The organism is Azospirillum sp. 11R-A (assembly GCF_049472615.1).
GTDB lineage: Bacteria > Pseudomonadota > Alphaproteobacteria > Azospirillales > Azospirillaceae > Azospirillum > Azospirillum palustre.
The window spans coordinates 1-10,705 of record NZ_JBCEBL010000060.1 but is presented as its reverse complement, the minus strand read 5'-3'; the positions used below and the strand labels follow the sequence as shown (position 1 = coordinate 10,705).

Here is a 10,705-nt window from a genome sequence, read left to right as displayed (position 1 = left end):
GTCTGGTTGCAGTCGTCGTCGATGGCCTGCTTGCCGAGGATCACCATCCCCGGCGCTTCCTTCTCGACCAGCGCCTTGAGGACCTTGGCGACGGCCAGCGGTTCGGTCGTCACATCGGTCTGCACCAGGATGGCGCGGTCGGCGCCCATGGCCAGAGCCGTGCGCAGCGTCTCCTGGGCCTGGGTCGGGCCGACGGACACCACCACGATCTCGGTCGCCTTGCCGGCTTCTTTCAGGCGCACGGCTTCTTCGACGGCGATCTCGTCGAAGGGGTTCATGCTCATCTTCACGTTGGCGGTCTCGACGCCGCTGCCATCCGCCTTGACGCGGATCTTCACGTTGTAGTCGACCACTCGCTTAACGGGCACCAGCACCTTCATGATGGAATGTCTCCTCTCGGATGGTGTTCTTGTTAAGGCTCAGGCGACAGCGGACAGGGCCTGTCCACGCAAGGCCACAACCGCATCGGGGATCGGCGGGGAGGCAGCCGTGGTGCCGAGTGCTGCCAGCACCTCGGCCGGGGCGACCACGCCGGTTGCACCGACGAAAGCTCCCTGGACGACGGCCAGGGCCGCCAGCCCGCCGCGTGTTTCCATGCGGTGTTCGATGAAGATGTATTTGTCGTCCCAGCACAGAACCCGGCTGACCAGGGTGAAGCGCTGGAATGGCCGCAGCGAGCGGCGGTAGCGGATGGTCGCTCCGCCCAGCACCGGCTGCCAGCGATTGCGCAGGATCGCCGGCCCCAGTCCAACGCGGATCATCAGGTCGGTGCGTCCCAGATCCATCATGCTGAAATAGCGTGCGTTGGTCATGTGCAGGTTGATGTCGAGATCGGTCGGCCAGACCCGGAAGCGCAGCGCCGACGGATCCAGCAGCCCGGCGCGGCGGCCGCGCCATGCGGCGACGATGGCGGCGACGGCAACCGTCAGCAGGCGGAAGATCAGGTTCATGCCCCATCTCCTTTCCCGCCATTCGTCCCGCCCTTCACCCCGAGGGCATCGCAGGCCGCCCGCAGGCATTGCTGTCCCATCATGCTCCGATCCCCCTCATAGGGCCGACCGGAGCGCCGGGGGCGTCCGACCGGTCAGCTGTCCTTCGCAGCGGACTTCTGCTCCGCCAGGGTGTTATTGACCTGCTCTTCGATGTCGCGCAGTTCCTGCACGGTGGCTTCCAGATCTTCCCGCTGCTGGGCGAGGTCCTTCAACCGCTTCTGCACGCGCTTCAACAGGTTCCTCTGCTGCTCGACCCCGCCATTGACGTTGTAGAGGTCGAGATATTCGCGGATTTCCGCCAGCGAGAAGCCCAGCCGCTTGCCCCGCAGGATCAGCTTCAGCCTGGCGCGGTCGCGCTTCGTATAGACCCGGTTGTTGCCGACGCGGTTCGGCGCCAGCAGTCCCTTGACCTCGTAGAAACGCAGGGCCCGCGGAGTGATGCCCAGCTCCTCCGCAAGCTGGTTGACCGTGTAAAGCTGTTCCATCCCTGGGAAGACCTTTTGTTCGTGTTCGGCACAATGCGCCTTCCGTTTGGTAGCACAGCTGCCGTCGCGTGATAAGGCTTCCCTTTACGTCCGGGTGAGGGCAATGGCTTCGGGTCATCCCCCGTTCGCTAGAGCCTGCTGAGCCTCGGCGATCAGTTCCTTCTTCGACAGTTTGCCGACGGCGGTCTTCGGCAGCTCCTCGCGGAACTCGATGGCCGTCGGCATCTCGATGCGGGAGATCTTGTCGCGCAGGAAATCGCGCAGCGCCTCCACCGTCATGCTGGCGCCCGGCTTCAACTGCACGAAGGCCTTCGGCGTCTGCCCGCGGTAATCGTCGGGCAGGCCGATGACGCAGGCGGCAACCACATCGGGGTGCTGGTAGATCGCCTCCTCGATCATGCGCGGATAGACGTTGTAGCCGCTGCAGATGATCAGGTCCTTCAACCGGTCGAGCAGGAAGACATAGCCGTCCTGATCCATCGTCCCGACATCACCGGTCAGCAGGAAGCCGTCGATGACGGTGCGGTCGCTTTCCTCCGCCCGGCCCCAATAGCCGGCCATTACGTTGGGGCCGACAATCGCCACCTGACCCTTCTCGCCGATGCCGAGCTTGCGGGTCGGGTCCTCAAGGTCGCGGATCTCGATGGAGATGCCGGGCAGCGGCAGGCCGATCGACCCTTCCTTGTTGACGCCGCTCAGCGGGTTGGCGGCGCAGACGGGCGAGGCTTCCGACAGGCCGTAGCCTTCGATCAGCACGCAGCCGGTCGCCGTCTCGAACTGGCGCTTCAACTCCATCGGCAGCGGCGCGCCGCCGGAGATGCAGTAGCGGATCGAGGTCATCGGATAGCGGGCGACCTGCGGGTGGCCCAGCAGCGCCTTGTACATGGTGGGCACGCCGGGGACGAGCGTCGGCTTGCGCTTGGCGATGGTCTTCAGGACCTGTTCGGTCTCGAAGCGCGGCAGCATGATCAGTTCCGCACCACAGGCCAGCCCCATGTTCAGCACCACCGTCATGGCGAAGACATGGAAGAAGGGCAGAACGGCGAGCATGCGCTCCTGGCCCAGCGCCACGGTGGGGAACCAGGCCTGCACCTGCCGGGCATTGGACAGCAGGTTGTGGTGGGTCAGCATCGCGCCCTTCGGCACGCCGGTGGTGCCGCCGGTGTATTGCAGCACGGCGACGTCGCGCAGTCCGTCGATGCGCACCGGGCGCAGCTTGCCGTCATTGGTCAGCAGGCTGCCGAAATCGACATGGCGGTCGTCACGCGGCACGACGGCAAGCTCGCCGCGCTTCAGCACGCTGAACAGCGCCTTCTTCACCGCCGGCAGGATGGTCGCCATGCGGCAGACGACGATGCGCTTCATCGGCGTGCGCGCCAGCATCGCGGCGACGCGCGGGTAAATCTGCTTCAGGTCCAGCGTCACCATGATCTCGGTCTGCGAGTCGGTGATCTGGTGCTCCAGTTCCCGCTCGACATAGAGCGGGTTGTAATTGACGACGGTCCCGCCGGCCTTCAGCACCGCGAAATAGGAGATCACGTAGGTCGGGCAGTTCGGCAGGCACAGGCCCACCCGCACCCCCGGCCCGACGCCCAGATCCTGGAAGCCGCGGGCGGCGCGGTTCACCAGATCCAGAACCTCGGCATAGCTGTAGCGGCGGCCCATGAAATCCAGGCAGGGACGGTCGGCATAGCGCCCGGCCGCCTCTTCGAACAGCATGTGCAGCGGCATCGGCGTGAACTGCTGGTCCCAGGCGATCCCGTTCGGATAGTGCGTCAGCCAGGGATGGGCGGCATCATCGGCGGCAACGTTTACGGCTGCGGTGGGCGGGTTGGCGCTCTGCGCAAGCGGCTCGGGCATGTTTCGCTCCCCTTGGCGGTGGCGCGTTCCGGATCACCTGGCAGCCTGCACCGAAAGGCGGCAAACGGGGCGGTGGGCGTCTGAAACGCTTTCGTTATGACGTTGACGTAAACGTAATGCGCGCCTACTGTCAAGACCAGTCCTACGAACAATCCTGAGGGCACGCTTTCATGGTCGATGACATTCTGCAGGAACTGCGCAGTCGCAGCGGCGATCTGCGCTCGCTCAACGCCTCGGTCCGCTTCCTGCTAGGCAAGGAGGGCGAGGTGATCCGGGTCGATGGCCGTGCCAGCCCGATCAGCATCAGCCGTGAGGATGCCGAGTCCGACTGCACCATCCGCATCTCGCCGGAGAACCTGCAGAAGCTGATCAACGGCAAGCTGAACCCGATGCTGGCCTTCACCATGGGCAAGCTGAAGGTCGAGGGCTCGATGGGCGTCGCGATGAAGCTGGCGCAGCTGCTGGACGACTGAGCGGCCGTAAGAGCCGCCAGACAGACCAACCGGGAGGAAATGCACATGACGACGACGCGCACGAAATGCGCCACCCTGTCGGCTGCCCTGATGGCGGCCACCCTGCTGACCGGCCTGCCGGGCTCCGCCTGCGCGCAGGGCGCCGCACGCACGCTGAATTACCAGATCCTGATGGGCGAGGACCCCATCGGCAGCGAGCAGGTGAAGATCGAGCCACAGGGCGACCGCACCAAGGTCACCGTCACCGCCACCACGCGGGTGAAGGTGCTGTTCATCAACTTCCGCTACGACCACAAGCGGGAGGAGATGTGGAGGGGCGGGGTGCTCGAATCGATGATTGCCACCACCGACGATGACGGCACGCCGCACAAGATCGAGATGGCGCGCGATGCCGGCGGCTACCGCCTGACGGTGGACGGCAAGGTCCAGCAGGCACCGGCCGGCGTTCTGCCGCTGACCCTGTGGACGCCGGACGTGCTGAAGCACAGGGAATTGCTGTCGGTGATCGACGCGGCGCCCTACAAGGTGGCGGCGCGCAAGGTCGGGGCGGAGACGGTGGAAGCCGGCGGCAAGGCGCTGGAGGCCGCCCATCACCGCATCGAGGGCGATGTGGAACGCGATCTTTGGTATGCGGCGGACGGCACGCTGCTGAAGACGCGCTTCAAACGCAGCGGCTATGATATCACCTATGTCCTGAAGTGATTCACGCCGATCGAGGACCCGATGCCCATCTTCCTGTTTCCCGACGATCCAATCTGGAACGAGGAGGCCGACGCCGTGGAGTTCGCGGTGCAGGTCGGGGAATATCAGGGCCGGGTCCTCGTCACCCGCCGCACCTTGCAGGGCATCGTCGGCCACACGCCCAAGCCGGACGAGGCGGTTCAGCAGGTCTGCATGAACCGCCCGCTGTTCGAACGGGCGGCCGAGCAGCGCATCATGGCCCGCGCGCTCGACCCCGATGCCAACATCCACCTGACCGGTCGCGACCTCCACCGCGCGGCTGGGTAGGTCGCGACCGGCTGAGAAACGCGCTCAGCCCAGGCGGGCGTAGCGGCCGCGGAAATACAGCAGCGGATCGCCGCTGTCGCGCGAGGTCAGCTTGCGGACGCGGCCCAGCACGATGACATGGTCGCCGCCGTCCAGCAGATGCTCGCGGTCGCATTCCAGCGTGGCGAGGCAGCCGGTCAGCAGGCGGATGCCGCCGCGGCCGGCGGTCGTCTCCAGGCCGGTCCAGCGCTCCTGCAGGTCACGGCGGGAGAAGCGGTTGGACAGCTCCTCCTGATCGGCGGCCAGGATGTTCACCGCGAAATGCGGAGCGAGCTTGAAGGCCTCGAAGGACATCGCGGCGCGGCCCAGGCAGAACTGCACCAGCGGCGGGTCGAGCGACACGGACGAGAAGGAATTCACCGTGACCCCCAGCGGCAGCCCGTCGGGCGCGATGGTCGTGATGACGGCGATCCCGGTCGCGAAGCAGCCGAGGGCGGAACGGAACGCAAGGGGATCGATCGGCTGGTCGGTGATCATGACGTCCTGTCGTGTGGGCCTGGATGGGGCAGGGTGGAGGGGCAGCGTGGGCAGGAGGGCCGGCGTGGGTCACACGCCCTCCGGTGGCGGTGAAGGTGACACACAAGGTAGGAAATACCGGGAATTAATCCAGCACGCCACCCGGCGCAAGCCGCATCTCCACCCCATCGCCGTTGCATCTCCGCTGCAACTCCGGCCCCGACAACGTCGTTAAACGGATCTTAATGAAACCCGGTCAGGGTTCTGCCGCAGTGGTCGGCCGCTGCTTTCACCGCGGCGCCGCGCCCAGAAATCGCATACGGGAAATCGGCCTTCGGGCTGTGAACCATTCGCCACGGCCAGGGCATGAGCGGGAATTCCGGCGGCGACGAGCGGCCGATCATCATCAAGAAGAAGAAGGGCGGGCACGGCGGCCACCATGGTGGCGCGTGGAAGGTGGCCTATGCCGACTTCGTGACCGCGATGATGGCCTTCTTCCTGCTGCTGTGGCTGCTCAACGTCACCACCTCGGACCAGCGCAAGGGCATCGCCGACTATTTCTCGCCGGTCTCGGTCAGCCGCGAGCAGTCCGGCTCCGGCGGCATGCTGGGCGGCAAGACCATCACCGTGCCGGGTGCTCAGGTCTCTCCCAGCTCGCCGATGTCGGCGGACGTGCCGGTGTCCGGGCCGCCGGGCTATTCGGCGCAGCAGACCGAGGATGCCGACGACCCGACCGAATCGACCTCCGGTCCCGGCCAGGGCACCGGTCCCGGAAAGTCGGCCAGCGGCGCTGCCCCCGACGCCGATGTCGCCGACCAGAAGCCGAACGAAACCCGCGCCGAGTTCCAGAAGCGGATGGAGGAGATGGCCAAGCAGCTGGGCATCCCCGGCCAGAAGCCCGGCGAGAAGCTGTCCGACTTCGGCGAGCGGGTGAAGGAGGCGATGGACAGCCTCCAGGGTGCCGCCAAGGAGGCCCGCCAGTTCCAGCAGGCCGCCACCGAGATCCGGCAGGCCATCCAGTCGGTGCCCGAACTGGAGCCTCTGGCGCAGAACCTGATGATCGACCAGACCCCGGAGGGGCTGCGCATCCAGATCGTCGATCAGGACCGCGTGTCGATGTTCCCCGGCGGCTCCGGCCAGATGTACCCGCAGACCCGCCAGCTGGTACAGCAGGTGGCGAAGGCGCTGTCCAAGCTGCCCAACAAGCTGTCGATCAGCGGCCACACCGACAGCTCTCCGTTCCCTGCCGGCTCCGGCCGCGACAACTGGGATCTGTCGACCGAGCGGGCCAACGCCACCCGCCGCGCCCTGCTGGCCGGCGGCATCGACCCGACGCGAATCCAGGACGTCGTCGGCAAGGCCGACCGCGACCCGCTGGTCGCCGATCAGCCCAACAGCCCGCGCAACCGCCGCATCGCCATGGTCCTGCTGCGCGAGACCCAGGCGGCGCCGTCGGCCGGCGGCCAGTCCGGTGGCGGTGGCGCCCCCACCAAAGCACGATAAGACTTCCGCGCCGCCGGTACTTTGGCGCTAATTTCCGGAAGTACCCGCGTCCGAATTCTTGCTTTGTCACTGCGTCGCACAACGGGGCGCGCGTTTGCCCTGTTCAAAGCGCGCGGCGATGCGTCATACTTCCTGCACAATGCGACATGGCCGGGGCGATGCCGCCCGGCCCGCGATGATCGGTCAGATACAAGCGCGGGGGAGTCTGTGAGCGTACCCGAGGGCAAACCGTCCGACCTATTGTCATCCTACAATCCTGGCCTGTACTTCGACGAGCTGTTCGGAGCCATGGATTTGCCGGCCGAACACACGGCGCTCATCCGCCAAAGGCTGGCCGCACTCGATTTCGATGAACTGCGCCGCCGCGCGCAGGATGCGGAGCGGGAGCTTTACAATCTCGGCATCACCTTCATCGTCTATTCCGACAAGGACGCCGTCGACCGCATCCTGCCGTTCGACGTCATCCCGCGGGTGATCTCCGCACCGGAATGGAAGCATCTGGAGGCGGGCGTCAAGCAGCGGGTCACCGCGCTGAACCTGTTCCTGCACGATATCTATCACGACCAGAAGATCCTGAAGGACGGGGTGATCCCCCGGGATCTGGTCGAAGGGAACCATAATTTCCGCCCGCAGATGATCGGGGTGGACGTTCCCTTCAACACCTACATCCACATCATGGGCACCGATCTGGTGCGCGACCGCTTTGGGACCTTCCGCGTGCTGGAGGACAACGGCCGCGTTCCGTCCGGCGTCTCCTATGTCGTGGAAAACCGCCACATGATGCAGCGGGTCTTCCCCGACCTGATGCAGGACATCGGCATCCGGCCGGTGGACAATTACGGCCACAAGCTGCTGGACGCCATGGTGGAGATCGCGCCGGTCGACGATCCGCAGGTGGTCCTGCTGTCGCCGGGCACCTACAACTCCGCTTATTTCGAGCACATCTTCCTGGCGCGCGAGATGGGCGTGCCGCTGGTCGAGGGCCGTGACCTCGTGGTCGACAACGACCGCGTCTTCATGAAGACAACCAACGGCCTGGCCCCTGTCCATTCGATCTACCGCCGGCTGGACGACGCCTTCCTCGATCCCAAGGCCTTCAATCCCGACAGCCTGCTGGGCGTGCCCGGCATCTTGGAGGCCTACCGCAAGGGCAACGTCGCGCTGGCGAACGCCATCGGCACCGGCGTCGCCGACGACAAGGCGGTCTACTGCTACGTTCCGCGGATGATCAAATACTACCTGGACCAGGATCCGATCATCCCCAACGTCGACACCCGCATCTGCCGCGAGCCCGATGCCCTGCAATACACGCTCGACAATCTGGCCGATCTGGTGGTGAAGCCGGTGGGCGAGGCCGGCGGCTACGGCATCACCATCGGCCCGCGCGCCAGCAAGGCGGAGCTGGAGGATTGCCGGGCCAAGCTGTTGGCCGATCCGTCCAACTACATCAGCCAGCCGGTCGTCGACCTGTCGGTCTGCCCGACCGTCTGCGACGACGCCATCGAACCGCGCCACGTCGATCTCCGCCCCTTCGCCATCACCGGCAAGAGCAGTTGGGTCCTGCCCGGCGGCCTGTCGCGCGTGGCGCTGAAGAAAGGCACGCTGATCGTCAATTCGTCCCAGGGCGGCGGCTCGAAGGACACCTGGGTTCTGGAAGGTGGTGCGGCATGAACCTGCTGTCCCGTTACGCCGAGTGCATTTTCTGGATGGCCCGCTACATGGAGCGGGCCGAGAATCTCGCTCGCATCCTCGACGTGCACGAGACCTTCGCGCGCGACACCCGCGGGGCCACCAACTGGTTCTCCATCGTCCAGCTGAACGCCGACGAGAAGGACTTCTTCAGCCGCCACGACCGTCCGACGGCGGAGGCGGTGGTCCACTATTACATGTTCGACAGCCAGAACCACAATTCGCTGCTGTCGATGCTGCGGATGGCGCGGGAGAACGCGCGGACGCTGCGCCCTTGGATCTCGACGGAGATGTGGACGCAGATCAACGTGTTCCACAACAAGCTGCTGGAGATGTCGGTCAAGGACGTGGCGGCCCAGAACCTGTCCAAGGTCTGCACCTGGATCAAGGAGGAATGCCAGACCCACACGGGCATCACCGAGGGCACCTTCTACCGCGACCAGGGCTGGTACTTCTACCAGATGGGCAAGTATATCGAGCGGGCGGACCAGACCACCCGCCTGCTTGACATCAAGTACCACACGCTGCTGCCGTCGCCGGTGGAGGTCGGTTCCACCCTGGATGTCAGCCAGTGGACGACGGTCCTGCGCTCCACCGCCGGCTATCACGCCTTCCGCCGTGTCTATCCCCGCGGCATGTCGCCGGCCACCGTCGCCGGCTTCATGCTGTTCAACGAGGGCTTCCCGCGCTCGGTGGTGATGTGCGTGCGGCAGATCGACGGCGTGCTGACGCGGATGCGCTCGCGCTACGACCTGCGTGGCGGATCGGCGGCGATGGAGCGGGTGGACGAGCTGCTGGGCGCCCTGCTGTCCCGTCCGATCGACGCGGTGCTGCGCGACGGGCTGCACGAGTATCTCGACTGGATACAGCTGCAGCTGAGCATTGTGACCACGGAAATCGCGCAAGCCTTCTTCGGCGTCCAGCCTCCTCTGGCAGTTCAGAGCCAGTCGCAGTAAGCTCGGGTCCGGCGGGGGAGGTTTGCACTCCTCCGCCTCCTCGTCATTGTCGTGGTGGTTGTCGCTCAGAATGTCGGTCATCCAGCCGCCGCAGCGTCCATTGCAGCAATTCTTCCGGTCGGGGCCGATGCCCTGCCCCTATCTGCCCGGACGTGTGGAGCGCAAGCTGTTCACCCGTCTGATCGGTCCCTATGCGACCGAGGTGAACTCCACCCTGTCGCGGGCGGGCTTCCGCCGCAGCCACGACATCGTCTATCGCCCGGTCTGCCCCAACTGCCAGGCCTGCGTGCCGGTGCGCGTGCCGGTCGCGGATTTCGTGCCGACGCGGTCGCAACGCCGGGTCCTGAAGCTGAACGACGGGGTGACGCTGAGCGAACGGCCGGCCTACGCCACGTCGGAGCAGTACCGGCTGTTCTCGCTGTACCAGAATTCCCGCCATGGCGACTCGGACATGGCCCGCATGGCGATGGGCGATTTCGCCGCCATGGTCGACGAGGGCAGGGCGGACACCAACCTGCTGGAGGCACGCGACGAGCGTGGACAGCTGGTGGGCTGCATGCTGACCGACCGGCTGTCGGACGGCTATTCGGCGGTCTACAGCTTTTACGACGCGGCCCAGGATCGCCGCAGCCTGGGCACCTTCCTGATTCTGGGCCTGATCGAACGGGCGCGGCTGGCTGGCATGCCCTATGTCTATCTCGGCTATTGGATCGCCCACAGCCGCAAGATGGCCTACAAGGCGAAGTTCCACCCGCTGGAATGCCTGGGTGAGGATGGCTGGCGCCGTGCCGACATCGTGCCCGACGGCGACGCTGAGTAAGGACATCGCCACCGTCCGTTTCGGCGGCGATGCCCTTTGACACCTGCCGTCAGGCGGCCTTTATGTCGCTCAGGAACTTCTCGACATCGCGGCGCATCAGTTCCGCCTGCTGGGACAGGTCACCGGCGGCGCTCAGCACCTGACCGGCAGCGTCGCCTGCCTCGCCTGCCGCCTGCGTCACCTGAACGATGCTGGTCGTGACCTCCTGGGTGCCGGTCGCGGCCTGCTGGACGTTGCGGGAGATCTCATTGGTCGCGGCACCCTGCTCCTCGATGGCGGCGGCAATGGCGGTGGTGATGTCGTTGATGCTGCCGATGGTGCCGCCGATGCCGGTGATCGCCGTCACCACGCCCTGCGTCGTCTGCTGGATGGCGCCGATCTGGCTGGCGATCTCCTCCGTCGCCTTGGCCGTCTGGCCGGCAAG

General features: G+C 65.9%; 12 protein-coding genes and 1 pseudogene. 7 read left to right on the top strand and 6 right to left on the bottom strand.

Annotated elements, in window-relative coordinates; translation table 11 throughout:
- The 4 genes from VH569_RS34960 to VH569_RS34945 form a co-directional block, all read right to left on the bottom strand.
- Positions 1 to 380: electron transfer flavoprotein subunit beta/FixA family protein (locus tag VH569_RS34960; RefSeq protein ID WP_423321841.1), on the bottom strand; the 380-nt coding region annotated here is incomplete at its 3' end.
- A 39-nt stretch (positions 381 to 419) separates the two neighbouring features.
- On the bottom strand, positions 420 to 950 hold the full coding sequence (locus VH569_RS34955) for a thioesterase family protein (protein WP_423321839.1): 531 nt from the start codon (positions 948 to 950) through the stop codon (positions 420 to 422).
- Positions 951 to 1,084: 134 nt separating this feature from the next.
- Positions 1,085 to 1,477: a MerR family transcriptional regulator gene (locus VH569_RS34950; protein WP_109047518.1), complete on the bottom strand. Its 393-nt coding sequence runs from the start codon at positions 1,475 to 1,477 to the stop codon at positions 1,085 to 1,087.
- A gap of 114 nt (positions 1,478 to 1,591) precedes the next feature.
- On the bottom strand, positions 1,592 to 3,337 hold the full coding sequence (locus VH569_RS34945; RefSeq protein WP_423321836.1) for a long-chain-fatty-acid--CoA ligase: 1,746 nt from the start codon (positions 3,335 to 3,337) through the stop codon (positions 1,592 to 1,594).
- 170 nt (positions 3,338 to 3,507) lie between these two features.
- Here VH569_RS34945 and VH569_RS34940 point away from each other — a divergent pair, with 170 nt between their 5' ends.
- Genes VH569_RS34940 through VH569_RS34930 form a run of 3 tightly spaced genes read left to right on the top strand, consistent with a single transcriptional unit; the run spans position 3,508 to position 4,818 of the window.
- Positions 3,508 to 3,810 carry an SCP2 sterol-binding domain-containing protein gene (locus VH569_RS34940; RefSeq protein ID WP_098739680.1) on the top strand — a complete coding sequence of 101 codons (303 nt, stop codon included), beginning with the start codon at positions 3,508 to 3,510 and terminating at the stop codon, positions 3,808 to 3,810.
- Between the two features lie 45 nt (positions 3,811 to 3,855).
- Positions 3,856 to 4,512 carry a DUF6134 family protein gene (locus VH569_RS34935; protein WP_423321834.1) on the top strand — a complete coding sequence of 219 codons (657 nt, stop codon included), beginning with the start codon at positions 3,856 to 3,858 and terminating at the stop codon, positions 4,510 to 4,512.
- A 21-nt stretch (positions 4,513 to 4,533) separates the two neighbouring features.
- Complete coding sequence (locus VH569_RS34930; protein ID WP_098739682.1) at positions 4,534 to 4,818, top strand: DUF1488 domain-containing protein; 285 nt, start codon at positions 4,534 to 4,536, stop codon at positions 4,816 to 4,818.
- Positions 4,819 to 4,842: 24 nt separating this feature from the next.
- On the opposite strand, the gene VH569_RS34925 is transcribed toward VH569_RS34930, so the two are convergent.
- On the bottom strand, positions 4,843 to 5,334 hold the full coding sequence (locus VH569_RS34925; protein ID WP_423321831.1) for a flavin reductase family protein: 492 nt from the start codon (positions 5,332 to 5,334) through the stop codon (positions 4,843 to 4,845).
- Positions 5,335 to 5,679: 345 nt separating this feature from the next.
- Here VH569_RS34925 and VH569_RS34920 point away from each other — a divergent pair, with 345 nt between their 5' ends.
- The 4 genes from VH569_RS34920 to VH569_RS34905 all read left to right on the top strand — a co-directional run bounded on the left by VH569_RS34920 (position 5,680) and on the right by VH569_RS34905 (position 10,281).
- Positions 5,680 to 6,816 (top strand): flagellar motor protein MotB, encoded by a 1,137-nt coding sequence (locus VH569_RS34920; protein WP_423321829.1) that lies wholly within the window; start codon positions 5,680 to 5,682, stop codon positions 6,814 to 6,816.
- A 288-nt stretch (positions 6,817 to 7,104) separates the two neighbouring features.
- Positions 7,105 to 8,487, top strand: a complete 1,383-nt coding sequence (locus tag VH569_RS34915) for a circularly permuted type 2 ATP-grasp protein (RefSeq protein WP_423321842.1) — start codon at positions 7,105 to 7,107, stop codon at positions 8,485 to 8,487.
- Positions 8,484 to 9,461 carry an alpha-E domain-containing protein gene (locus VH569_RS34910; RefSeq protein WP_377809241.1) on the top strand — a complete coding sequence of 326 codons (978 nt, stop codon included), beginning with the start codon at positions 8,484 to 8,486 and terminating at the stop codon, positions 9,459 to 9,461. Before VH569_RS34915 ends, VH569_RS34910 begins: the two co-directional genes overlap by 4 nt.
- Positions 9,462 to 9,531: 70 nt before the next feature.
- Positions 9,532 to 10,281: an arginyltransferase gene (locus tag VH569_RS34905; protein WP_098739687.1), complete on the top strand. Its 750-nt coding sequence runs from the start codon at positions 9,532 to 9,534 to the stop codon at positions 10,279 to 10,281.
- Positions 10,282 to 10,330: 49 nt separating this feature from the next.
- Here the strand turns inward: VH569_RS34905 and VH569_RS34900 are convergent.
- Positions 10,331 to 10,705 (bottom strand): annotated as a pseudogene (locus tag VH569_RS34900) (methyl-accepting chemotaxis protein); the annotation flags it as partial.

Excerpts from the sequence above, each read along its gene's own strand:
- VH569_RS34955 (WP_423321839.1), bottom strand. The coding sequence starts at position 950 with ATGAACCTGATCTTCCGCCTGCTGACGGTTGCCGTCGCCGCCATCGTC.
- VH569_RS34950 (WP_109047518.1), bottom strand. The coding sequence starts at position 1,477 with ATGGAACAGCTTTACACGGTCAACCAGCTTGCGGAGGAGCTGGGCATC.
- VH569_RS34945 (WP_423321836.1), bottom strand. The coding sequence starts at position 3,337 with ATGCCCGAGCCGCTTGCGCAGAGCGCCAACCCGCCCACCGCAGCCGTA.
- VH569_RS34940 (WP_098739680.1), top strand. The coding sequence starts at position 3,508 with ATGGTCGATGACATTCTGCAGGAACTGCGCAGTCGCAGCGGCGATCTG.
- VH569_RS34935 (WP_423321834.1), top strand. The coding sequence starts at position 3,856 with ATGACGACGACGCGCACGAAATGCGCCACCCTGTCGGCTGCCCTGATG.
- VH569_RS34930 (WP_098739682.1), top strand. The coding sequence starts at position 4,534 with ATGCCCATCTTCCTGTTTCCCGACGATCCAATCTGGAACGAGGAGGCC.
- VH569_RS34925 (WP_423321831.1), bottom strand. The coding sequence starts at position 5,334 with ATGATCACCGACCAGCCGATCGATCCCCTTGCGTTCCGTTCCGCCCTC.
- VH569_RS34920 (WP_423321829.1), top strand. The coding sequence starts at position 5,680 with ATGAGCGGGAATTCCGGCGGCGACGAGCGGCCGATCATCATCAAGAAG.
- VH569_RS34915 (WP_423321842.1), top strand. The coding sequence starts at position 7,105 with ATGGATTTGCCGGCCGAACACACGGCGCTCATCCGCCAAAGGCTGGCC.
- VH569_RS34910 (WP_377809241.1), top strand. The coding sequence starts at position 8,484 with ATGAACCTGCTGTCCCGTTACGCCGAGTGCATTTTCTGGATGGCCCGC.
- VH569_RS34905 (WP_098739687.1), top strand. The coding sequence starts at position 9,532 with ATGTCGGTCATCCAGCCGCCGCAGCGTCCATTGCAGCAATTCTTCCGG.